General features: G+C 62.4%; 21 protein-coding genes. 7 read left to right on the plus strand and 14 right to left on the minus strand.

The genetic code is table 11. The features are described 5' to 3' along the window. The first annotated feature begins 41 nt into the window (after positions 1-41). Complete coding sequence (locus ACEN8U_RS03175) at positions 42-1214, plus strand: acyltransferase (protein WP_310109742.1); 1173 nt, start codon at positions 42-44, stop codon at positions 1212-1214. 103 nt (positions 1215-1317) lie between these two features. After that, complete coding sequence (locus tag ACEN8U_RS03180; RefSeq protein ID WP_014972497.1) at positions 1318-1566, plus strand: hypothetical protein; 249 nt, start codon at positions 1318-1320, stop codon at positions 1564-1566. A gap of 204 nt (positions 1567-1770) precedes the next feature. Here ACEN8U_RS03180 and ACEN8U_RS03185 read toward each other — a convergent pair whose 3' ends face one another. The 8 genes from ACEN8U_RS03185 to ACEN8U_RS03220 form a co-directional block, all read right to left on the minus strand. Then, a complete protein-coding gene (locus ACEN8U_RS03185) occupies positions 1771-2088 on the minus strand; it encodes a DUF4148 domain-containing protein (protein ID WP_013591068.1) in 318 nt (105 codons plus the stop codon). A 202-nt stretch (positions 2089-2290) separates the two neighbouring features. Then, entirely contained in the window at positions 2291-3811 is a 1521-nt protein-coding gene (locus ACEN8U_RS03190) for an alkaline phosphatase family protein (RefSeq protein ID WP_310109741.1), read from the minus strand. A gap of 182 nt (positions 3812-3993) precedes the next feature. Continuing rightward, a complete protein-coding gene (locus tag ACEN8U_RS03195; RefSeq protein WP_310110000.1) occupies positions 3994-4686 on the minus strand; it encodes a hypothetical protein in 693 nt (230 codons plus the stop codon). Beyond that, entirely contained in the window at positions 4686-5168 is a 483-nt protein-coding gene (locus ACEN8U_RS03200; RefSeq protein ID WP_310109740.1) for a glycoside hydrolase family 108 protein, read from the minus strand. Before ACEN8U_RS03200 ends, ACEN8U_RS03195 begins: the two co-directional genes overlap by 1 nt. A 47-nt stretch (positions 5169-5215) precedes the next feature. After that, positions 5216-6685, minus strand: coding sequence for a tetratricopeptide repeat protein (locus ACEN8U_RS03205; RefSeq protein ID WP_310109739.1), 1470 nt, complete (start codon positions 6683-6685; stop codon positions 5216-5218). A 281-nt stretch (positions 6686-6966) separates the two neighbouring features. After that, on the minus strand, positions 6967-7830 hold the full coding sequence (locus tag ACEN8U_RS03210; protein ID WP_013591063.1) for an ABC transporter permease: 864 nt from the start codon (positions 7828-7830) through the stop codon (positions 6967-6969). Between the two features lie 16 nt (positions 7831-7846). Next, positions 7847-8641, minus strand: coding sequence for an ABC transporter ATP-binding protein (locus tag ACEN8U_RS03215; RefSeq protein ID WP_013591062.1), 795 nt, complete (start codon positions 8639-8641; stop codon positions 7847-7849). 38 nt (positions 8642-8679) lie between these two features. Then, the gene (locus tag ACEN8U_RS03220) at positions 8680-9699 is read right to left on the minus strand and encodes an ABC transporter substrate-binding protein (RefSeq protein WP_310109738.1); all 1020 of its coding nucleotides are present in this window, start codon (positions 9697-9699) and stop codon (positions 8680-8682) included. A gap of 229 nt (positions 9700-9928) precedes the next feature. On the opposite strand from ACEN8U_RS03220, the gene ACEN8U_RS03225 reads away from it, so the two are divergent. Together ACEN8U_RS03225 and ACEN8U_RS03230 are read left to right on the plus strand one after the other, a co-directional pair. Further along, on the plus strand, positions 9929-10606 hold the full coding sequence (locus ACEN8U_RS03225; RefSeq protein WP_310109736.1) for a response regulator: 678 nt from the start codon (positions 9929-9931) through the stop codon (positions 10604-10606). Continuing rightward, positions 10596-11993, plus strand: a complete 1398-nt coding sequence (locus ACEN8U_RS03230; protein WP_310109735.1) for a sensor histidine kinase — start codon at positions 10596-10598, stop codon at positions 11991-11993. The genes ACEN8U_RS03225 and ACEN8U_RS03230 overlap by 11 nt, the downstream gene beginning before the upstream one ends. Before the next feature lie 4 nt (positions 11994-11997). Here the strand turns inward: ACEN8U_RS03230 and ACEN8U_RS03235 are convergent, their stop codons facing one another. From ACEN8U_RS03235 to ACEN8U_RS03245, 3 genes are all read right to left on the minus strand, one after another. Continuing rightward, on the minus strand, positions 11998-12285 hold the full coding sequence (locus ACEN8U_RS03235; RefSeq protein ID WP_310109733.1) for a transposase: 288 nt from the start codon (positions 12283-12285) through the stop codon (positions 11998-12000). Between the two features lie 159 nt (positions 12286-12444). Then, positions 12445-13713, minus strand: coding sequence for an isoprenylcysteine carboxylmethyltransferase family protein (locus tag ACEN8U_RS03240; protein ID WP_310109731.1), 1269 nt, complete (start codon positions 13711-13713; stop codon positions 12445-12447). Positions 13714-13785: 72 nt separating this feature from the next. Next, the gene (locus ACEN8U_RS03245; protein ID WP_310109729.1) at positions 13786-14976 is read right to left on the minus strand and encodes a collagen-like triple helix repeat-containing protein; all 1191 of its coding nucleotides are present in this window, start codon (positions 14974-14976) and stop codon (positions 13786-13788) included. Between the two features lie 31 nt (positions 14977-15007). Here ACEN8U_RS03245 and ACEN8U_RS03250 point away from each other — a divergent pair, with 31 nt between their 5' ends. Continuing rightward, positions 15008-15340: a hypothetical protein gene (locus tag ACEN8U_RS03250; RefSeq protein ID WP_310109728.1), complete on the plus strand. Its 333-nt coding sequence runs from the start codon at positions 15008-15010 to the stop codon at positions 15338-15340. A 279-nt stretch (positions 15341-15619) separates the two neighbouring features. Here ACEN8U_RS03250 and ACEN8U_RS03255 read toward each other — a convergent pair whose 3' ends face one another. Both ACEN8U_RS03255 and ACEN8U_RS03260 read right to left on the minus strand, forming a co-directional pair. Next, positions 15620-16780 (minus strand): iron-containing alcohol dehydrogenase, encoded by a 1161-nt coding sequence (locus tag ACEN8U_RS03255; RefSeq protein ID WP_310109999.1) that lies wholly within the window; start codon positions 16778-16780, stop codon positions 15620-15622. Further along, the gene (locus ACEN8U_RS03260; RefSeq protein ID WP_310109727.1) at positions 16780-17088 is read right to left on the minus strand and encodes a putative quinol monooxygenase; all 309 of its coding nucleotides are present in this window, start codon (positions 17086-17088) and stop codon (positions 16780-16782) included. Before ACEN8U_RS03260 ends, ACEN8U_RS03255 begins: the two co-directional genes overlap by 1 nt. 290 nt (positions 17089-17378) lie before the next feature. Here ACEN8U_RS03260 and ACEN8U_RS03265 point away from each other — a divergent pair, with 290 nt between their 5' ends. Next, positions 17379-18389, plus strand: a complete 1011-nt coding sequence (locus ACEN8U_RS03265; RefSeq protein WP_310109725.1) for a TauD/TfdA family dioxygenase — start codon at positions 17379-17381, stop codon at positions 18387-18389. Between the two features lie 355 nt (positions 18390-18744). Then, the gene (locus tag ACEN8U_RS03270; RefSeq protein WP_014972480.1) at positions 18745-20973 is read left to right on the plus strand and encodes an NADP-dependent isocitrate dehydrogenase; all 2229 of its coding nucleotides are present in this window, start codon (positions 18745-18747) and stop codon (positions 20971-20973) included. Positions 20974-21146: 173 nt separating this feature from the next. Here ACEN8U_RS03270 and ACEN8U_RS03275 read toward each other — a convergent pair whose 3' ends face one another. Beyond that, entirely contained in the window at positions 21147-21374 is a 228-nt protein-coding gene (locus ACEN8U_RS03275) for a hypothetical protein (RefSeq protein ID WP_013591050.1), read from the minus strand. Positions 21375-21619: the final 245 nt, after the last annotated feature.

The raw sequence follows: 21619 nt of genomic DNA on the forward strand, positions 1-21619 counted from the left end.
CGTAATTTGATCGACACACTTCCTGTACGATCCAGGTTCAGATGGCATCCCCCGGTAAACCACATTGCGACACGCTGGACCTGATCCGGGCGCTGGCGGCGGGCGCGGTTTGCGTGAGCCATTTGCGCAATCTGATGTTCGTCGATTACCGGTCGAGCGTGAGCATCGGTCTTGCGGGCAAGGTGTTTTATTTCGTCAGCAATTACGGGCATACGGCCGTCATCGTATTCTTCCTGTTGAGCGGCTATTTTGTGGGCGGCTCGGTATTGCGCCAGCTCGACGCCGGCACATGGAGCTGGCAGCGCTATCTGACCGAGCGCTTGTCGCGCCTTTGGATCGTCCTCGTGCCGGCCTTGCTGCTCACGCTCTTCTGGGACCGTCTGGGTCTCGAACTGGCGGGCGGGCCGTTTTACCTCGGTACTGAAGGCACATTCGATCAACAGATCAACGTCGCATCGCATCTCGGTGCGGCGACACTTGCCTGCAACCTGGTCTTCCTTCAGAAGTTGTCGTGCGGCACCTACGGATCGAACGGCCCGTTATGGAGTCTCGCCAACGAGTTCTGGTATTACCTGTGGTTTCCTGCATGCGCGGTGCTGGTGCGTCGACGTCGTGGGCTCGGCGCCTTTGCGATGGCCGCGTTTGCAATCGGCACGATGATCGCCTTTCCTTCGCTGCTGAGCGGCTTCGGATTGTGGCTCCTCGGCGTAGTGCTCGCCGTGCTTGAAAAGCGCGTGCCCGCGCCCAGCGCACGCTCGGGCCTTCCGTGGCTGACGCTCGCAAGCGGCGCGGCCTTTTTAGCGGCACTCGTCTGCACGCGCTTCTTTCTACTCGACAACGACTGGATTGTCGGCGTGCCGTGCTTTGTCTTTCTGCGCTGCGTGCTGCGTGAAAACGTTCGCTTGCGTCCTGCGGCTTTGTCGCGAGTCGCGATTCTGTTTTCCGGATTTTCCTATTCGCTGTATCTCACGCATTTTTCATTCATTCTCTTTGTCGCTGCCGTGGGTTTTGGCCGGCGAATCCACTTCGATGCAGATGGCGTCCTGGTGCTCGCGGGCATGCTGGTCGCCTGCTATGCGTACGCTTTCGTGGTCTATCTGCTGTTCGAGCGGAACACGCGGCGCGTACAGCAGGCGATCCGGCAACTGCAATCCGGACGTACCGGCGCCGACGCGCCAGCGGCGCGCACCGGCCAGGGCGGCACCACGAGCTGATTCGCGCGATTCGAATGGCATCGCCATGCACGTCTGAATCGGGAAACCCCTAAGACCGCGCACGCGGGCTTCGCGTTAGTCTCTTCGAAGGAGGAGACGACCCATGAGACAGGCGTTCAATATTGCAGTCGTGCTGCTGCTCGGCTATCTGATGGCGGATCGCGCGCTCATGCGCGCGCAGGCCGGTGAAGTAGGCACGATCACGTGCCAGCAGGGCGCAGAACTCGTCAAGGCGGGCGCGCTCAAGAAGGGCTTTGGGGAGGCCGGTGCACGCAGCCAGGGGGAAAATTTCCTGTCGAGTTGCCTCGTCACGGGCCGCGGGCAGGTGGGCGATCTGATCGCGCGCGACTGACTCGCCGCTCGATTGGTTGCACACGCAACGGGATACGTCGGCGCGGCAAAAAAGCGCCTGGATTTGAGGGATCCAGGCGAAGTCATCGGTAGCCGATGACGGAGGTAACAGATAGCGAACTGGCCCGCCACCGGAACAACCGGTCGCGGGCCAGTTCATTTGCAACGGATCAAACGGATTGCGCCCGGCGGCGAACGCCGGATCTTAGTTGCCGAAGTAAATCGACTTTGCACCATTCGCCGACGCAGCGCGGCCCGATTGCGAGGAGCCGTTCGCCACACCGCCATAGCTGGGTACCGCCGGCTGCGCGGTGCCATTCTGCGCATCAACGCGACCTTGCGCGGCTTGCAGATCGGCCGGGTAGTAGGGGTCCGAGCGGCTCGGCTGGTAGCCGGCTTTTTCGAGTTGAATCAGTTCGGCGCGCACCTGAGCGCGGGTCACAGGCTGGTTGGACTGCGCAAACGAAGCGACAGGAGCGGCCAGTACAGTGGCGATAACAACGGCTTGAATAAGCGATTTCATGATGAACTACCTCCAGTTCGGTGTTTATTGCGCTACGAACCTTGTTGTTCGCAGCCAGTGATTGCATTGTAGGTTTGCAAACTGGAGAGAGTAATCGCCCGTTCTGGTAAACATCGTTGCTGGAATTGAGATAAAAGACGGACTGGGGGCGGCGGCGTTCCGGCCGGTTCCGCGCCCGGAAGTGCGCACTTTTAACCGTTTCTCATGGGCGGCGCGTGTTCGCCGTGCCGTCAGCCTCCTGCGAAAGCCGTGTGAATGCGTGACTCGTGCGCGCTTCCCGCTCGTCCCTTGCCTGATAGAAGTCTTTGCTGAGCCACTGCCCGAAGCCGATCATCGCCGAACCCAGCGCGCTTTTCAGCCGTGCCCAACGGCTTTCAGCGCGTGCAATGTTTGCAGCCGACATGACCGCGCCCGTGGCCAGCCGGTCGAGTTCAGCGTGAAGAAAATCCGCGAAGTGGTGGAGCCCGAGTTGATTGCTGTTTGACGACTTCTTTTCCAGTTCCACGTGATCCGGAATCAGCGATTGATTGCTCACGCGAATGAATTGCGGCGTATCGGCGCGCGCAGTGCCGGTGGTCCGGATCGCCAGTCCGACGCTGGCTGCTGCTTGCGCGCGCTTTCCGAGCGGCGCCAGATTCCACTTGTCGCAGAGATATTTGAGCACGCTGCAATGATCGAACTGCGCGTGACAGACGCCGCGGTCGCACCACGGCGAAACCAGAATGGCGGGCACGCGCACGCCCAACTGCCTGAAGTCGAAGGCGCCCGTATGTTCGTCGGGCGCGACCGCATCGGGCGGCGGCGGCACGTGGTCGTAAAAGCCGCCATGCTCATCGTAGAGGACGACTAACAAAGTACTTTGCCATAACGACTCGTTCGAGCGCAGCGCATTATAGGTATCCGCGATCAGCTTCTCGGCTTTCATCACGTTATGCGGCGGGTGGTCGTCGTTCTGCGCCTCGCCGAAGTACTTCGGCTCGATCAGCACGAACTCGGGAAATGCATCGGCGGGGCCCGCGGCATCGCGAAAGAAAGTGTCGAAGTAGCGGTAATTTGCCAGATTCTCCGCTTTGCGCTGGTTCTTCAACAGCAATGACGCGGGAAAGTCGTAGAAGTAGACGCGCCAGGTTTTTTCCGCGCTAGTCAGGCGGTCAAAAATCGTATCCTGGTCCTGTTCCGTGTACCACTTCGGATTGAGCCCATCGAGACCGGATGGCATGCCCACCTGCCCTTTGGAGGTGCCGGTAAGCGCGAAATAGCGATTAGGCCATGTCGGGCCGGGTAACGATGAAAACCACCGGTCGCAAACGGTGAATTGCTCCCCGAGCGTATGCAGCGCCGGCAAGAAGCCACGCGGGTAGTAGCCCATAATGTCTTGCCGCGCGGCAAGACTGCTCTTCGGATAGTCCTTCACGAAAGAGCGCACGAAGCCGCTGTTGTTTCCGTCGATCTGGCTCAATACCGCCGAGTGCCCATGATCCGGATCCAGCTTCATTTGCCGTGAGCGGGTGGGGCGTGGGTAGAAGGTGTGGCCGTGGCCGTCGTCGTTCGTTTTCGAGGCCGCATTGCGTATGCCGTCCAGCCCTTCGTGCACCTCGTCGAGGCAGCCGAGCATCTGATCGAAGGAATGGTTTTCCATGAGCAGAACCACCACGTGGCGGATGGGGTCGTTCTGCGCATGTGCTTGCTGTTGTGCCGCCTTGCCGAATTGGACGTCGCCCATGTGCATCGCTCCTGCAGAGTGTGTGCAAGACTGAACCTGTGAGGCGTCAGCTTTGCAAACGTATCGCAAAACGGGCTATGGCGAAAGGCCTTGATGGCAGCGGCCGGTTCGTGGGCGAGTTATCAGTCTCGCCGCGCGTGCCAGCCGCCCTGCAACAATTGAAAATCCCCTTCAAAAAGGACTCACGACGCGCCCGAGAAGATCGGACCTTGTGCGCCGGGTGCGAACGGTTGGAACACCTCTGCGTGGGGCGTCGGAGCCGCTTGCGTGGACGGAGCCGGGGGCGTTGCCGGCTCTCGCAGCGTTACGGCGCTGTCGGGCGTGATGGGAACGCTCGGCTTGGCAAGCAACTCGGTCTTTCTCATCGATCCAACCGAAGTGCCGAAGTAGTAGCCGATGATGCTGATCCACGCCGTGCCCAACGCGCCGACGATGACATTGACGAGATCCTTGTTGACGCCCGGCAAAGGCTGGAAAGCCATCAGCAGCAGGATGCCGAAGAAGCCCGCAGTGACCGCCATCGCGAGTACTTTGGGAACCCAATCGCCAGTGGCGAGTGCCATGGCGCGCGCGCCGGCGCGGTCGCCGGTTTCGATGCGGGCCATGTCGGTCTCGTGGGCGAGCCGGGCCTGTGCGGCGGTGACCATCAATTGCTGCAATTGAAGGGCGTTGGCGCTTTCCGCCTGCCTGATTTTGTCGAGCGCGCCAGGATCGTTCAATGCCGGCTCGACGTAAGCGGGGTCACTGGGCGTGCCGAGTGCATGAGAAATGATTGCTGCCGCAGCCGTCACGCCGATGCCCACGGGGCCGCCAACGAGCCCCGCAAGAAGCGGGGCGGTGCTGCCAATGTTCGTTGCTACTTTCGACCAGTCCATCATGCTGCTCCCAGAAGAAGATTACAGGCCATGCGTTCGGTCCAGCCCCGGCTGAAGCTTGCCCACGCGTGAAGGTTTCTCAGGTACCGCAGGCGATACGCCGCGAACCGCATGACGAATTTCATCGGGTCCGTGTTTTTCACTGCTTCCAACGTCTGCGGGCCGAACTTGCCGTCCTCGTTCGCGCCGGACGCTTTCTGCATCCACAGCACGACGAGTCCGCCGTTGTAGTTGGCGTCGAAAATCTGGAAGGCCACGCGCGGATCGAGTTCGTCGAGATGCAGCGGATCCCAGTACTTCTGTTTCGCGATCTGCCTCGCCGTGTCGAGTGGCAGATCTTTCATGGCGCCGTTGTATCCCTGACTGCGCGCGACACGGGCTGTCACGCCCCACATCGTCTCGCCGCCCGGGTCGGCCGGATTGAAGGAGTAACCGCCTTCGCTTCCGATCAACGCCTTGAATGCATCCTCGAAGTTTTCCATCGATCATCTCCTTCCATGAGTGTCGTGACGAACAGAACGTAGTGGGGTCAAGCCAGTCTGATTGCGTTCCGCTGGAGGTTAGGGTCCCCCGGCTGTGAGGCTTCCAGGCGGTTATCCGCGGGCGGGTTAGAAACGGGCTGGACGTGGGTGTCGCGCCTGGCGGTGCCCGCGTCGTCGGGATCCTGCAGGGCCGCGCCGAATCGCGCGATGCGACTTTCTCCCGCCGACAACGTGCCCGGATCGAGTCGCAACGCCTCGGCGAATTTGCTCGCCGCGCCGCGCATATCCCCTTTTTTCTCGAGCGCTCGGCCCCATTCTGCGTACGACGGCGCGAGGTCGGGGCGCAGCGAGACCGCGTGCGAAAGCTTGTTGATGGCTTCGTCGTACTGGCCCATTGCGACGAGTGCCTCGCCCCAATCGTGAAGGTTGTCGACAGAGTCGGGCTTCATTCGATCCGCCTGCCTGAATGCGTCGAGCGCTTCGAGGTAACGGCCCGCATGCAACAGCACGTCGCCGAGCAGACGCAGGTTCTCCGCGGTCGTCGATCGACTGTTCGCTCCGGCGCGCAGTGCTTCGAGCGCGTCGTCTATGCGATGCTGCTGCTCCAGCGCAATGCCGAGGCTTGCGTGCAGAATCGCGGAGTTCTGGTAGACAGTCAGCGCTTCGCGCGTCTGCTGCTCGGCTTCTTTCGCGCGCCCCTGGCTTGCGAGGAGCCATGATTTACCGGCGAGCGCCCATTCGCTTTGTTCGGAAGCCGGCATGGCAAGTACTTCGTTGTAGATCGAGAGAATGTCGTCGTAGTTGCAGCGCGCGAGCGAGCATTTCGTTTTTTGCACCTCGGAAAAGAGATGGCTCGCGAGAATGTTCGGCTCGGCAAGGCGCATCGCCTTGATCGCGATCTCATGCACGAAGGCTTCTAGGTCGTTTCCATTGAACGATACGGTGCTCTCCCTTGAATCGAAGGGCCCTCCTTCGATCTGTACATGTGCGACGTAGGAGTCGGCTCGCTCGTCGAGCTTCGTAATGCCGACGCGAACTACGACGTCGGTGCGCCTCACGATGCCTTTGACGAATCTGACCGTCGACGCATACGACATCTCCTGGCCCGGAAGCTGAATGTCGGGCTGCGCATCGTTATCCGCCAACGTGTCGTGCGGAATCGATTCGGCATCCTGACCGATCAGCCTCATTGAAGACATGATCCGTTCGGCGAGGAAATTGGGCGTGTAACCGCGCGCCGCCAGCGATTGCGGTGCTTCGACCGGCGGCACCAGTAGTTGTCGCGTCATCACGCCCCGCACGACAAGGCAAAAGAAGGCAATGGTGACGAGCGCGAATACCCACGGCAGGACATACGGCCATAACTCTTTCGGACCGCGGCCAATGATTCCGGCAGTTCGCCAACCGAGCAATATGGGAGCGGCGAAGGGGTGGCCGCCATCGCGGGCTGCAACACCTCGACGCAATGGACGGTTGCGTAGATGCGGGACTCGGCGTTGACTTTGCACACTCGACATGGAGCACCTCGGCCCGATCGATGTTGGGAAGTACGCGACTTCCGGTGGCCGCTGTTACGCATTGAGCGTGCCATGCGTGAAAACGCTTGCACTCAGCGTCATCTGCGGGATTGCATGACGAGTGGGAGAGGGAAAGTGTCGCGCGGTGGCCAACTTATAAGCGAGCAATAGTCGGCTGACGCGCGACAGACGTGCCTGAAAATGAAAAATGCCGTTCGGTCGGCGACCGAACGGCATCGATTGTGTTCTCCCCGCGCTTTAATTGGCGAGGCGGGGCGGACTTACATCGCGGCGGGGCGCCATTTCAGCAGGCGCTGCTCGACAGCGGTCAACAGGTAGTCCGCTGCGAGTGCGACGACCGCCAGCACGATCATCGCCGCGAACACGCCGCTTGCATTGAATGCGCCTTGCGCGGTGGAAATCAGCAGCCCGATACCCTGTTTGGAGCCGAGGAATTCGCCGACCACTGCGCCGACGAGCGCAAAGCCGAAGCTCACATGCAGGCTTGCGAGAATCCAGCTCAAAGCCGACGGAATCACCACCGAGGTGGTCACCTGGCGGCGCGACGCACCGAGAATCTGCGCGTTCGCAATCATGTAGCGGTCGGCCTCGCGCACGCCCTGGAAGGCGTTGGCGAACACGACGAAGAACACCATCACGACGGCGAGCGCCACTTTCGACGCCATGCCGAGGCCCAGTGCGATCACGAACACCGAACCCAGCACCACCCGCGGAATCGAGTTGGCGATCTTGATGTACAGGCTAAATACATCCGACAGCAGCTTGTTGCGGCCGAGCACGATGCCGCAGAACACGCCCGCAACCGAACCGATAATGAAGCCGAGCCCCGTTTCTTCCAGCGTGACCCACACCTGAGTGAGAAGCGGACCTTGCGACGTGCCGTTCACGAACCATTCGACGATCTGATCGAAAATCGCGCTTGGCATGGAGAAAAAGAACGGATCGATCCATTTGAGCCGCGCGGCCAGTTCCCAACCGCCGAGCACGACCACGAGCACCGCGATACGCAGCGAAATAACCAGCAGTTGTCGTTGGCGGATACGTTTTTGCGCGGCTCGTTCCACCTGTTCCAGCGAAGCCGGGTCGAGGCCTGCGGGCATTGTCTGTTGAGGGGTTGTAGACATGGTTGTCTTTCCTTGATTAACCGATCTGCACTTCTTCGCGCAGGTCGTGCCAGATGTCGCGCGAGATTTCGATGAAACGCGGGTCATACCGAACTTCCGACGTGATGCGCGGACGCGGCAGATCGATTTCGTAGACCTTCTTCAGTGTGGCGGGGCGCGCGGTCAGCACGAACACGCGGTCGGCAAGTGCGATCGCTTCCTCGAGATCGTGCGTGACGAACACCACCGAGCCGGCGCCGCCCCACAATTGCAGCAGTTCGTCCTGCATCAGCGTGCGTGTTTGCATGTCGAGCGCGGAGAACGGCTCGTCCATCAACAGGATTTCCGGACGGTTGATGAAGGTCTGCGCGAGCGCCACGCGCTTGCGCATGCCGCCGGAGAGTTGATGCGGATAGTGCTTGCCGAACTTGTCGAGGCCGACGCGGCGCAGCCATTCGTTGGCCTCGTCGTAGGCGGCGGATTTCGAGCGGCCGCGATACAGCGGACCGGCGGCAACGTTGTCGATGACCGAGCGCCACGGGAACACGGCATCGGCCTGAAAAACGAAGCCGATGCGCGGATCGATGCCATCCACAGGCGCGCCCATGACGCGGACTTCGCCCGTCGTGGGCTTCAGCAAGCCCGTAATCATGCTGAGCGTGGTGGACTTGCCGCAACCCGTGGGGCCGACGATAGCGACGAACTCGCCACGTGCCACCGACATGCTGAAGTCGCGCAACGCAATGGTTGCCTTGCCGTCCGGAGAAATGAAACGGCAGGACACGTTGCGCATTTCGATCGCAGGCGTCTCGCGTGACATTGGTTGGTTCATCGGCTTAAGCCTCGTAGTTCTCGTGGTGTGGGTTGACGTTACTGCGCCGCGGTCTTGACCGGTGCGGCCACGAAGTCGTTCGTGTAGGTCTTCGCGAGGTCGATGTGCTTGCCCTTCACCGAAGGATTGAATGCGGAGAGCACGCGCAGGACCGTTTCCGGCCCGTCGGCAGGCATCTTGCCGTCCTTCGTGAACATCGGCAGCGAGGCCTTCAATGCGCCGACGTACAGGTCCTTGTTGCTGCCGTAGTAGTCCTTCGGCATCTTCGCGGCGATTTCTTCGGCGCTATGCGTGGCGATGAAGTTCAGCGTCTTCGCGAAAGCATGCGAGAGCTTCGCGGCGTCGCTCTTGTGCGATTCGACCCACGCGCGCTGCACGTAGAAGCTGGAAGCGGGATACGTGCCGCCGAGCGCCGCGCGCGTGCCTTCCAGCGTGCGCATGTCGATCAGCACCTTGGCGTCGCCGGTTTTCAGCAGTTGCGAGACCGTCGGCTCCGTCGTCATGCCGGCGTCGATCCGGTTCTGCTTGATCGCTGCGATGAAACTGTTGTCCGCGCCCACGGGCAGCAGCGTGTATTGCGTGGACGGCACGCCCGCGCGCTGCGCGAGATATTGCGTGAGGAAGCTCGTGGACGAGCCGAGGCCCGTCACGCCGAGCGTCTTGCCTTTTGCGTCCGCCATGCTTTTGAAGGTGTCGGCAGCTTTCGTGGAGACCATTTCCACTTCGCCCGGCACCTGGCCGAAGATCACCAGCGCCTCGACTTCCTTGCCTTTGCTCTGCAGGTCGATGGTGTGATCGTAGAAGCCCACCACGCCTTGCACGGCGCCCGCGAGCAGTTCGTTTTCCGCGTCCACGCCGGCCGGCTGTGAAAGGATTTCGACGTCGAGGCCTTCGTCCTTGAAATAGCCGAGTTGTTCGGTGAGCTTGGCCGGCAGATAGATGATCTTGGCGGCGCCGCCGACCATGATCGTGAGTTTTTCCGCGTGAGCGGCGGTCGAGGCGGCGGCAAGGGCAAATGCAACACCGGATACGGCGGCAATCTGGCGCAAGGTACGCATGGGGCAGTCTCCTGGGTTTAGTCGCCGCCCGACGCTGCAGGCGGCGCTTTTTGGATGAATGACGGCGATTATAGAAATTGGAAACCTTCTGGCAGCTTTCGGCGATGTAGACAGATCATGAGTGTTAACCCCGAAGTGCCGAAAGCGTACGTCGCGCCGGGAGTGATACAGAGGCGCGGAGCCGCTTTTTACGGCACAATCGACGCCCTGGACTTTCGCCGTTTCCGCCATGAAGCTGCTGCTCATCGAAGACAATCCCACGCTTTCGCACTGGCTCGCGAAGATGCTGGAGCAGGAGGCATTCGCGCTCGACGCCGTGCAGGACGGCGATTCCGCGGACCGTCTGCTGCAGACGAATCACTACGACGTGATCCTGCTCGACCTGAATCTGCCGAAGCTGTCGGGCAAGAACGTGCTGCGCCGGCTGCGTCAGCGAGGCGACGCAACGCCCGTGCTCATTCTCACGGCGAGCGGCTCGATCGACGAGAAAGTGGAACTGCTCGGCGCCGGCGCAGACGACTATCTGGTGAAGCCGTTCGAAGTGCGCGAGCTGATTGCGCGCATCAAGGTGGCGATCCGCCGGCAGTCGCCCTCCAAGGCGAGCGAAGTCGTGTGCGGCGACCTGGCATTCGACATCGACACGCGCCAGTTCACGCTCAAAGGCGTGCCGCTCAATGTCACGCCGCGCGAGCGCACGGTGCTCGAAACGCTGATCTTGAGGCTCGGCAAAACGGTGACCAAGCCGGCGCTCGTCGACGCGATTTTCACGCTCGCCGACGAGCCGAGCGAAGACGCGGTCGAGATCTACATTTCCCGCTTGCGCAAGAAGCTCGACGGCAGTTCGGCGGCGATCGTCACACTGCGCGGACTCGGTTATCTGCTGCGCAAGAAAGAAGATGACCAATAGTTTGCGCGTCCGTCTGCTGTGGTGGTTGCTGGTGCCGCTCGCACTGTACGTGTTCGTGACCGGCAAGACGCAATACGACAATGCACGGCAAACCGCCGACCTCGTGCAGGACAATCAGCTGATCTCCTCGGCGCGAATGATTGCGGGCGAGGTGGAATGGGTGGACGGTTTTCTGCGCGTGGACGTCCCGCCCGCCGCGCTTGAAATCTTTGCGTCGCCCTATCGCGATCAGGTGTTCTACAGCGTGAATGTGGACGGCCGGCAATTGCTCGCGGGCACGCCCGACTTTCCGCCGCGTCCTACGCAGGCGGCCGACACGCCCGATCGTTACGACACCACGCTCTACGGCCAGGATGTGCGCGCTGTCGGACTCGTACGGCTCATGTACGACAACGGCGCGACTCGCCGCGTGCGCGTGACGGTCGGCAAGACCGTGCGTTCGCGCGACGCCATGGCCGAGCAGCTCTGGCAGCCGCAACTTGTTCGGCAGATCGAAATGATCGTGCTCGCCGTTGCGCTCGTGTGTATCGGGCTCACGTTCGAACTGCGTCCGCTGATGAAAGTAAAAGAGGAAGTGGCGGACCGCGATCCGATGCAGCTTGAACCGATTCGCGTGGACCGCTTGCACACGGAGTTGCGGCCCATCGTCGAAGCGATCAATCAGTGCATTGCGCGCCTCGGCGTGCAGGTCGCTGCGCAGCGCCGTTTTATCGCCGACGCGGCGCATCAATTGCGCACGCCGCTCACGCTGCTCGGCACGCAATTGCAATTCGCGCGACAGCAAAGCGGCCTGAATCCGGCACTCGACGAAGCGCTCGCCGCCATGCATCGCAGTAACCGGTCGATGGTCGGGCTCACCAACAAGCTATTGCTGCTCGCGCAAGCGGAGGCGGCGGACAACCGGCAGGTTGTCGTCGAAACCGTGGACCTCGTGCCGCTTGCCATGGAAGTCGTGGAAGACCTCGCGTTGCTTGCGCAAGGGCGCGGCATCGACCTCGGCGCAGAACTGTGCGACAGCGCGCCGGTGGCGGGACATCGCGGCCTGCTGCAGGCGCTCACTGCCAACCTCGTGGAAAACGCGATCCGCTACACGGGTCGCGGCGGACACGTTACGGTCGCTGTAAAGGCCGATGCGGATAGCGTCGCCGTCAGCGTGCTCGACGACGGGCCAGGTATTCCCGCCGAGTCTCGCAGTCGCATCTTCGAGCCGTTCTTTCGCGCGTCGACGGATACCGAAGGCACGGGCCTCGGGCTCGCAATCGTGCGCGAAATCGCCGACGCACATCACGGCAACATCACGCTCGAATCTGGCGAAAACGGCAAAGGCGTGCACATCAGCGTGGCTTTTCCGCGTGCCGTGGCAGCGCACACGCACGCAGCCGCGTAGCGAGCTAGCTGCCGTCACCCGGCGCCTGTTTGAGATGGCACTGGGGCAGACGCTCCTTCACCTGATCGAGCACGCCTGACTTCTTCCACGCCATATATCGCAGATAGCACGTCTGCTGCGGCGGAAACGTGCCGGGCAGTCTGTGCCACTTTTCATTCGTTTGCTGCAGCCAGAGTATCGCGTTGAGGATCTCGCGGTCGCTGCGGCGGGGGCGTCCGCGAGTGGATACCTGCTCCGGAAAGAGGCTTTGGACTCGTGCCCAGTCGGCATCGGAGAGGGGGATCTGTAGCATGGGCCGGCTTGCTTGACTGTACGGATAGGGCAGTTGCTGAGTTGCGTGGCTGACGATGCTATTGAAAGTTGTTTGTCCGGTCAAATTGCCTCCTGCGAATCTACTCGGGGCACTGAGTCAGCGAGCCCGAAAGAGGCTCGCGCATTCGGGTTGTTGCTCCTAGCGGAGCGCGCGGGCCATCCTGGCAAAGAGCCCATTTCTGTCGATCCATTCGGCGTATGCGCGGTAATCCGGATCGCTCATCAGGTGTCTTTCTTCGGTTTTCGCGCGCACGAAATAGATCAGGTTGACGGCGACGAGCGCTGCGCAATGCGAGAGTGCGGCTCGCCAACCCAGGGGTTCGACAAACGGCACCGACACCATCCAGTAGGACAGGTTCTTGGCGATATAGGCAGGATGTTTCGTCAGACGATAGGGGCCGGAAGTGATGATGCCGCGGTTGGTCAGATTGGAAAACCGCAATCCGAAAGAGATCGTCGCGCACGCATAGCACAGCAACAGCGCGACGATCGCGGTGCCCCAGATGATGCGAAGCACCGGCATGGACATGAGCCAGTTGTCCCAGAACACGGAACCTTCGTAACGGATGTACTGGCTGGAAATCAGCGACCAGAACGGCTGATAACAGATCAGTGCAACAAGCCAGCCGAGCATGGTCGGCTCGGCGCTGCGCACGTGGCTGTCCAGGATGCGAAGCGTGCACAGATAGCCGACTGTGCCGAACATCAGATCCATTGCAAACGACAGGTCGTACATGAAGCGAAACGTTGCCAGAGACAACGGCGCGTTCAGTGCGGCGGAAAGGGAAGTGTCGAATTGAGCGGCATTGGTGGAGAGATAGACCGTCATCAGCGGCAGGAAGAACGCTTTGACCATCCAGCCGGCCAGCATTTCGCGCACGGGCCGCCAGTTCGAGGGACGCTCGCCGCGTAACAGCAGGCGCGCGAGGAGCAGATACGCATCGTCTATTTCGCGTTGATGCGTGTCCATCCACGCGAAGTAGAGCGGCGCGGCTGCTGCCACATAAGGGGCGAGTGTCGCGATCAGCGACCAGAACGGCTTGTAGAACGCGCCATGATATTCGGGCAAGAGCCAGTAGAGCGTGCCTATACCTGCATAGACGCAGGCGAGCGCCGCGAGGCGCATCGCGACGCGCACGATGCTGAGTGTGCGGATGCCCCGACTCGCGAGCCCCGCGCTCGGACGCAAATAGACGCGCGCGACAAACAGCTCGTAAGCGGCCACCGTTGCGATGATCGCGAGACACGCCGCGGTGCTGCGCGCGGCGCCGTCCAGCGCGGGGCTGTCGCGTACCAGCCAGAGCGTCAGCAGGCCGGCCGCCATGCCGGCGAGGCCCACCGTAAAGGGCGTTGCCGAATGCGGAGCCGGGTCGTCGACACGCGCGAGTGTATCGATGCTGGAGGTCATGTCATCCTCGTCGTCATGACATAAGCGGTCGGGCGTTATGTTGCTGTGGGCCCGACCGTTTCGGGCTACTACTTATTTTGCCGGGGAGACGCCGCCGAGCAATCCGCCGACGAGGTGGGTCACCGGCGCGAGCGGGTTAGTGCTTGACGCTGTGCCGCCCCCCGGTCCGCCGCCAGACCCGCCCGTCAAGCCGGTAACGAGCCCCGTGACCGTATTGGCCGCCGTGCCGCTGTGCGATCCGCCGAGTGCGCCGGCCGCCGATGTCAGCGATCCGACGAGCGTGGCGACGGGTGCAAGCGGGCCGCCTGCTGTTGCGGCGCCGCCGGTTGTGCCCGTACCGCTCGTGCCACTCGAGCCGCCGGTTCCGCTGTTGCCGGGCAATGAGCCCGCGTTGCCGAGCAGTGCAGTAACCGGCGCGAGCAGGCTCGCGACGCCGCCAGGCGTGCTGGCACCCGTGCTGCCGCCCAACGAGCCCAGGTTGCCGATCAGGCCCGTCAAGGGCGGAATGGGCGCGCCGCCGCTTGCGCTCGTGCCGCCGATGGGCCCAAGCACGCCGGTGAGCGGCGCGAGCGGGTTGGTCGTCGCTCCCGTGAACAGTCCGCCGGTGCTCGTGACGGTCTTGCCGAGCTGACTGACGACTCCGCCGACGTCTTTGCCGACCTGATCGCCCGTGGCCGCGCTGACGCTGACGCCGGCCGCGTCGAGTCCGTTGCCGATTGTGCTGAGCAAGGTATTCAGCGGCGAGCCGAGTCCGGTTGCGTTGCCGATGGTCTGCGTCGTGTTCGAGACGGCGAGGGTGATCGGATTGATGGCTGAGCTGAGTTGCCCCTCGGCCTGTTGGACCGGCGCGCCGGCTACGGTGGTGTTCAGTCCCGCGCCGGTGGCGCCGAGCCCGCCGCCCACCCCGCCCACGGCGGTGCCAAGCGTCGACGCGAGCGGCGCCAGCGGCGCGAGCTGTCCGCTGCCGAGGCCCGTGACCGCGCCGCCGAGCGCGGTCACCGCGGCAGCGGTATTCGACAGAACGCCGGACGTGGAGCCGACCGTCGGGTTGAGGGGATTCGCCGAGCTACCGACTGTACCGAGGCCGGCGGCCGTGCCGTCGCCGAGCGACTTCACCGCGTTGCCGAGATCGGTGATGGTGTTGCCGAGGCCCGCGGTGGTGGTGCTGCCGACACCCGGCACCGATGTGCCGGCGACTTTGCTGCCGGTATCGGCGACGGTTGTGCCGACAGCGGTAATGAGGTTGCTGGCGTTGATGACCACGTGACCGATTGGCGTGGAGGAGGTGCCGGAAGTGCCGGAAGTACCGGAAGTACCGGAAGTACCGGAAGTACCCGAAGTGCCCGAAGTGCCCGAAGTGCCCGAAGTGCCCGAAGTGCCCGAAGTGCCCGAAGTGCCCGAAGTCCCCGAAGTACCCGAAGTGCCCGAAGTCCCCGAAGTCCCCGAAGTCCCCGAAGTCCCCGAAGTCCCCGAAGTGCCCGAAGTGCCCGAAGTGCCCGAAGTGCCCGAAGTGCCCGAAGTGCCCGAACTCCCCGATGTGCCGCCCAACCCTCCGCCACCGAGCCCGCTCGTGTTCGGCGTGAGTGCGCTCGTGCCTGGTGTATTGAGAGTCGACCCGCAGCCATAAAGCGCGAGCAATGTCGACGTCGCGACAGCGATAGCCGTGCGGCCAGCTAATTTGATCATGATGTCCCCGTTGAACGACAATTAACGGAGACGTCTCTGCAAGGTCCGCGCCATCCGTGCTTAACGACGCACACGGTGTGAAACGAGAAATTAAATCTCGCCGCGGTGCAAATGAGGAGAATTAAACGCGGAAATTTGCCTGAAGCCGAGCGGCCGCGCGCCGGTGTTCCGCCCCACGCTACGTAACGCGCACGCTTCGACGTAACGGCGCGCGGACAGATCAAAACGCCGCGGTATAGATCGCGAGCGCGTCGTCCTCGCTGACAGGCCGCGGGTTGTTCACGAGCAGTCGCGTCTGCAACATGGCGTCGCTGGCCATCCGCTCGAGCCCTTCGCGCGCGATGCCCACGTCGCGCAATCGCGCCGGAATGCGCGTTGCCGCGATCATCTGTTCAAGTCTCTCGATCAGCGCATTCGTCTTCCGAGGAGCGCTGCCCGACACGCCGGGCACCACGACGTCCGCGAGTTCGGCATAAAGATGCGCCGCGGACTCGGCGTTAAATCGCAAGACATGCGGCAGCACCAGCGCGTTCGACAGCCCATGCGGCACGTGATAAATGCCGCCGATCGGATAAGCGAGCGCATGCACGGCCGCGACCGGCGAGTTCGCAAACGCCTGTCCCGCGAAAGTCGCGCCGAGCAGCATGGCCTCCCGCGCCGCGCGATTCGAGCCGTCCTCGCACGCGGGCAGCAGGTTGCGCGACAGCAGGTCGAGCGCCTTGATCGCGAGCATGTCCGAGACGGGATTCTTCAAATGCGCTGACGTGTACGCCTCGATTGCGTGAACCATGGCGTCGATGCCGGTCGCCGCCGTCGCCGCGACGGGCAAGCCCAGCGTGAGTTCGGCGTCGAGAATGGCGAGGTCGGCGATCAGCTGCGGCGCCACGACGCCCATTTTCTTCGCCTCGCCGACCGTGACAATCGACACTGCCGTGACTTCCGAACCGGTCCCTGCGGTGGTCGGCATTTGCACGAGCGGCAGGCGCGGTACCGCGACCTTGTTCACGCCGTACATGTCGCCGAGCGGCTGTTGTTGCTGCGGAGCCAGCACCGCGATGAGCTTGGCGACGTCCATCGACGAGCCGCCGCCCAGTCCCAGCACGATTTCGGCGCGGGTGTGGCGCGCCCGGGCTGTCGCTTCGAGCACGACAGGCTCGGGCGGATCGGCGATGACGTCGTCGATCACGGTCGCATTCCAGCCATGCGCCGCCAGATCGGCAAGCGCCGGGTTCAGGAGGCCGCTGTGGTGCAGAAAGCCGTCCGTCACCACGCACAAGCGCTCGAGCGCCGGAAATTGCGCCCGCAACAACGCGCCCAGCCGGCGCGCCGCGCCGAACTCGACGACGAGCGTCGGCACCGTCTGAAAGCGGAATGCGTTCATCATGTCGCGTCTCCCGACACCATATGGCTCGACACCTCGCGCCGCTCGAGCATGGGAATGATCGTGCCGAAACCGAGCCGGTGGAAATGCTCGGTTTCGCGATGCTCGGCGAGCCCATTGGCGTCGCTGTACTGCTCGAGAATCACGAAATGATCCGGCGCGAGCGGCGAACGGAAAAACTCGTAGTACAGATTCTTCGGCTCCGCGCGGGTAGCCGCGGCGAGTTCGGTCAGCGGCTCGACGATCGCGTCGCCCTGGCCGGGCTTGGCGAAAAAGTGGGCGATTACCTGCAGGTAGGCATGAGCCATCGGTTGCTCCAGCTAGAACAGGGGTAGTCGGAAACTCGTCGTGTCATGTGCACCGCACTATCCACGGCGCTTATTTGCCCATGCGGCGAGGGGCGGCACAACTATCGGTTGTACCAGATTCGAAGCGGACGCTCCGCGAGAAGTCGTAACCGTTCCGGGACTGCTCGACGCAATGCTGTCCAGCCTGTGGGGCAATTTGCAGATCGTTATTGAGAATGATTCGCGTTTGCGATAGATTGTCACCGTCTCTTTTCTCACGCCGACGCGTCGCTACTGCAAGAGGATCCCCTATGACCATGCTTTCGATGCCGCGACCCACGCTGGCCGATCTCTCCGTTCAGCCGGGGCTGCCGACTGTCGTCTCGCCGCGCGCGGGCACGAACCAGTCATTGAGCGAGGCGGCGCCGCTGCTGCGCGCAATTGTCGATGAAAGGCTGGAGCGTGCCGGCGGCGTGCTCTTCACGGGTTTTCGCGTGGAGTCGATCGACGCGTTTCAAGGTTTCGCGGCTTCGTTCGGGCATCCGCTGATCGGCTATGAATTCGCGTCCACGCCGCGCAGCCAGGTGGAAGGCGCGGTGTACACGTCGACGGAATATCCGCCGCATCGCTCCATTCCTTTGCATAACGAACAGTCCTACACGCGCGAATGGCCGCTGCGCATCTGGTTTCACTGCGCGCTCGCCGCGCGTTCCGGCGGCGCGACGCCGATTGCGGACAGCCGCGCCGTGTATCGCGCGCTCGATCCGGCGCTGGTCGCGCGCTTTGCGAGCCGCGAACTGCTATACGTGCGCAACTTCGGACAAGGGCTCGACTTGCCGTGGGAACAGGCCTTCGGCTCGGACGATCCGGCCGTGGTGGAGCGCATCTGTCGCGCACGCGGCATCGAATGCGAATGGCGCGACAGTGAAGACGGCGAACTGCTGCTGCGCACGCGCGAGCGCTGCCAGGCGGTGGCGCGGCACCCGCGCACGGGCGAGCCGGTCTGGTTCAACCAGGCAAACCTCTTCCACCTTTCTTCACTCGACGAAGACATGCAGGACGCGCTGATCGACTCCGTCGGGCTGGAAAACGTGCCGCGCAATGTGTATTACGGCGACGGCGCGCCGCTCGAAGCCGACGCGCTCGCGCAGATTCGGGGCGTGCTGGATGCGCAACGCATTGTGTTTCCTTGGCAGACCGGCGACGTGCTGATGCTCGACAACATGTTGACGGCGCACGCCCGCGACCCATTCGAAGGACCGCGCAAGGTGATGGTCGCGATGGCGCAGAGCTATCGGGAGGGCGATGCGGTCGACGGCTGACCGCCGGCTCTCCGCCCGCATGTTAAGCGATTGATTAAATGTTCTGCTCCGCTTCGCCGCGGTTGAGAGCGATTCTCACCTGAGCTGAATTTTTGACGCCAGGTCATCTATAAGACATATGTCTTTGGACATAGGGCAAATCGCTGAAACCCTTGTCTGGCGGGCGTCCGGCTAGATTTGCCCAGATCTTCGGCCTGTTTGTTTAGCAGCGGAGCGAGGAAAACACGCATATACTCACGGTCGGGCCGTAAAAAGTAGTGCTGCGGGTCGCGCTGCGTTTTGCTGGTCTGTCGCAATTCGCTGGCTTGGCGCTTCCCACGCTCTGTCTCTCACTTCACCTAGCAAAGCATCAAACATGTCCACACCGCCGAAGATCATCTACACCCTCACCGACGAAGCGCCGGCTCTGGCGACTTACTCGCTGCTGCCGATCGTCAAGGCGTTCACGCGCTCGTCTGGCGTTAACGTCGAAACGCGCGACATCTCGCTTGCCGGCCGGATCATCGCTGCATTTCCGGACTACCTGAGCCCGGAACAGAAGGGTTCCGACGATCTGGCGGAACTGGGTGGACTCACCACGCGTCCCGAAGCGAACATCATCAAGCTGCCGAACATCAGCGCTTCGGTGCCGCAACTGAAGGCCGCGATCACTGAATTGCGCGATCAGGGCTACAAGCTGCCGCCGTATCCGGATGTCGCCACGACCGACACGGAAAAAGACGTCAAGGCCCGCTACGACAAGATCAAGGGCAGCGCGGTGAACCCGGTGCTGCGCGAAGGCAATTCGGACCGCCGCGCGCCGCTGTCGGTCAAGAACTACGCGCGCAAGCATCCGCATAAGATGGGTGCGTGGACCGCGGATTCGAAATCGCATGTGGCGCATATGAGCGGCGGCGACTTCTACGGCAGCGAAAAGTCGGCGCTGATCGCCGCGGCCGGCGCGGTGAAGATCGAATTGACGGCCGCTGACGGCACGAAGACGGTCCTGAAGGAAAAGACGCCGGTCCAGGCGGGTGAGATCATTGACGCCTCGGTCCTGAGCAAGAACGCCCTGCGCAGCTTCATCGAAAAAGAGATCAGCGACGCCAAGGCGAACGGCGTGTTGTTCTCGGTCCACCTGAAGGCCACCATGATGAAGGTGTCCGATCCGATCATCTTCGGGCACGTGGTCTCGGTGTTCTACAAGGACGTGCTGACCAAGCACGCGGACGCGCTCGCGCAGGCCGGCTTCAACCCGAACAACGGTATCGGCGACCTGTACGCGCGCCTGAAGGACCTGCCGGCTGAAACGGCTGCGCAGATCGAAGCCGACATCAAGGCTCAGTACGAACAGCGTCCGCAACTGGCCATGGTCAACTCGGACAAGGGCATTACCAGCCTGCACGTGCCGAGCGACGTGATCGTCGACGCGTCCATGCCGGCCATGATTCGCGAGTCCGGCAAGATGTGGGGCGCCGACGGCGCGCTGCACGACGCGAAGGCCGTGATTCCGGACCGCTGCTACGCAGGCGTGTACCAGGCCGTGATCGAAGACTGCAAGAAGAACGGCGCATTCGACCCCGTCACCATGGGCACGGTGCCGAACGTCGGCCTGATGGCGCAAGCGGCCGAAGAATACGGCTCGCACGACAAGACGTTCCAGATTCCGGCCAACGGCGTGGTTCGCGTGACCGACGCGAGCGGCGCGGTGCTGATCGAACAGCCGGTGGAAGCCGGCGACATCTGGCGCATGTGCCAGACGAAAGATGCGCCGGTGCAGGACTGGGTGAAGCTCGCCGTGAACCGCGCGCGCGCCACCAACACGCCGGCCGTGTTCTGGCTGGACGCTGCACGTGCGCATGACGCGCAGATCATCAAGAAGGTCGAGCAGTATCTGAAGGATCACGACACGAACGGTCTCGACATTCGCATCATGACGCCGGTCGAGGCAACGAAGTTCTCGCTGGAACGTATCCGCGCCGGCAAGGACACGATCTCGGTCACCGGCAACGTGCTGCGCGACTATCTGACCGACCTGTTCCCGATCATGGAACTGGGCACCAGCGCGAAGATGCTGTCCATCGTCCCGCTGATGGCAGGCGGCGGCATGTTCGAAACGGGCGCGGGCGGCTCGGCGCCGAAGCATGTTCAGCAACTGGTCGAAGAAGGTTTTCTGCGTTGGGACTCGCTGGGCGAATTCCTCGCGCTGGCGGCGTCGCTCGAACATCTGAGCAGCGCGTATCACAACCCGAAGGCCCAGGTTCTCGCGAAGACGCTCGACCAGGCCACCGGCAAGTTCCTCGACAACGACAAGTCGCCGGCGCGCAAGGTCGGCGGTCTGGATAACCGCGGCAGCCACTTCTACCTCGCGATGTACTGGGCGGAAGCACTGGCCGAGCAGACCGAAGACGCCGCGTTGCAGGCTCAGTTCGCCGGTGTAGCGAAGGCAATGGCCGCGAATGAAGCGAAGATCCTCGAGGAACTGCGTGCAGCACAAGGCAAGCCGGTGGACATTGGCGGTTACTACCGTCCGAACGTCGAACTGACGAGCAAGGCCATGCGCCCGAGCGCCACGCTGAATCAGATCGTGGACTCGATCGCGTAAGGTGGTCGGCCGTGGGCTGGCGGGCGTGCGGTGCGAGGCGCGTTTGAAGGCGCGAGACGCAAATGAGCACGCACCCAGGCATGCCCGGTAGTAAGCAGTAAACAAAACGATGGCGCTTTCGAGCGCCATCGTCGTTTCCGGCTTTGTCACGTGGACGCGCGTCATGCGGTCCCTTAAACGTGAACGATTTCCCAGTCGCTCAGTTTCTCGGGAATTTCGAGCGTCGACGTGTCGACCTCCGACAGATGCGGGCAGGTCAAGCCGCGCGCCAGATCGTCAGCGGCTTGCTGGGGGCTCGAAAACTCGCCCAGTTTGTCGTTGCCGTAGGTTGCTTCCCAACCGTCCTGGCCGGGCAGAATGTAGAACGCGCCCTCAGCCGATCCAAAGCGAAAGCCTTTCATTTTTAGTCTCCCAATTGCCAATAAAAAATCGCGGTCTTCCGGCGACTTCGTGCGGGAGCATCGGGAACGTCCAACAGCGTGTTGTTCCGCTCACTCGACTGCACCGCATGAATCGCCTGCTCTTGTAAAAGAGTCTACGTCAGGCCGCAGCCGCGCAAGCGGGTGTTAGGCAGTTCGCTCGGATCGAAAATAATGCGCAATATCAAGCGCTTACGCGTTTCATTTTGCGATGTGCAACGCCGGCG

Origin of the sequence: Paraburkholderia phenoliruptrix (assembly GCF_047325075.1) — a bacterium.
Lineage (GTDB): Bacteria > Pseudomonadota > Gammaproteobacteria > Burkholderiales > Burkholderiaceae > Paraburkholderia > Paraburkholderia phenoliruptrix.

What these genes read in the sequence shown, in the direction of transcription:
- ACEN8U_RS03175 (WP_310109742.1), top strand. Translation starts at nt 42, where the DNA reads ATGGCATCCCCCGGTAAACCACATTGCGACACGCTGGACCTGATCCGG.
- ACEN8U_RS03180 (WP_014972497.1), top strand. Translation starts at nt 1,318, where the DNA reads ATGAGACAGGCGTTCAATATTGCAGTCGTGCTGCTGCTCGGCTATCTG.
- ACEN8U_RS03185 (WP_013591068.1), bottom strand. Translation starts at nt 2,088, where the DNA reads ATGAAATCGCTTATTCAAGCCGTTGTTATCGCCACTGTACTGGCCGCT.
- ACEN8U_RS03190 (WP_310109741.1), bottom strand. Translation starts at nt 3,811, where the DNA reads ATGGGCGACGTCCAATTCGGCAAGGCGGCACAACAGCAAGCACATGCG.
- ACEN8U_RS03195 (WP_310110000.1), bottom strand. Translation starts at nt 4,686, where the DNA reads ATGGACTGGTCGAAAGTAGCAACGAACATTGGCAGCACCGCCCCGCTT.
- ACEN8U_RS03200 (WP_310109740.1), bottom strand. Translation starts at nt 5,168, where the DNA reads ATGGAAAACTTCGAGGATGCATTCAAGGCGTTGATCGGAAGCGAAGGC.
- ACEN8U_RS03205 (WP_310109739.1), bottom strand. Translation starts at nt 6,685, where the DNA reads ATGTCGAGTGTGCAAAGTCAACGCCGAGTCCCGCATCTACGCAACCGT.
- ACEN8U_RS03210 (WP_013591063.1), bottom strand. Translation starts at nt 7,830, where the DNA reads ATGTCTACAACCCCTCAACAGACAATGCCCGCAGGCCTCGACCCGGCT.
- ACEN8U_RS03215 (WP_013591062.1), bottom strand. Translation starts at nt 8,641, where the DNA reads ATGAACCAACCAATGTCACGCGAGACGCCTGCGATCGAAATGCGCAAC.
- ACEN8U_RS03220 (WP_310109738.1), bottom strand. Translation starts at nt 9,699, where the DNA reads ATGCGTACCTTGCGCCAGATTGCCGCCGTATCCGGTGTTGCATTTGCC.
- ACEN8U_RS03225 (WP_310109736.1), top strand. Translation starts at nt 9,929, where the DNA reads ATGAAGCTGCTGCTCATCGAAGACAATCCCACGCTTTCGCACTGGCTC.
- ACEN8U_RS03230 (WP_310109735.1), top strand. Translation starts at nt 10,596, where the DNA reads ATGACCAATAGTTTGCGCGTCCGTCTGCTGTGGTGGTTGCTGGTGCCG.
- ACEN8U_RS03235 (WP_310109733.1), bottom strand. Translation starts at nt 12,285, where the DNA reads ATGCTACAGATCCCCCTCTCCGATGCCGACTGGGCACGAGTCCAAAGC.
- ACEN8U_RS03240 (WP_310109731.1), bottom strand. Translation starts at nt 13,713, where the DNA reads ATGACCTCCAGCATCGATACACTCGCGCGTGTCGACGACCCGGCTCCG.
- ACEN8U_RS03255 (WP_310109999.1), bottom strand. Translation starts at nt 16,780, where the DNA reads ATGAACGCATTCCGCTTTCAGACGGTGCCGACGCTCGTCGTCGAGTTC.
- ACEN8U_RS03260 (WP_310109727.1), bottom strand. Translation starts at nt 17,088, where the DNA reads ATGGCTCATGCCTACCTGCAGGTAATCGCCCACTTTTTCGCCAAGCCC.
- ACEN8U_RS03265 (WP_310109725.1), top strand. Translation starts at nt 17,379, where the DNA reads ATGACCATGCTTTCGATGCCGCGACCCACGCTGGCCGATCTCTCCGTT.
- ACEN8U_RS03270 (WP_014972480.1), top strand. Translation starts at nt 18,745, where the DNA reads ATGTCCACACCGCCGAAGATCATCTACACCCTCACCGACGAAGCGCCG.
- ACEN8U_RS03275 (WP_013591050.1), bottom strand. Translation starts at nt 21,374, where the DNA reads ATGAAAGGCTTTCGCTTTGGATCGGCTGAGGGCGCGTTCTACATTCTG.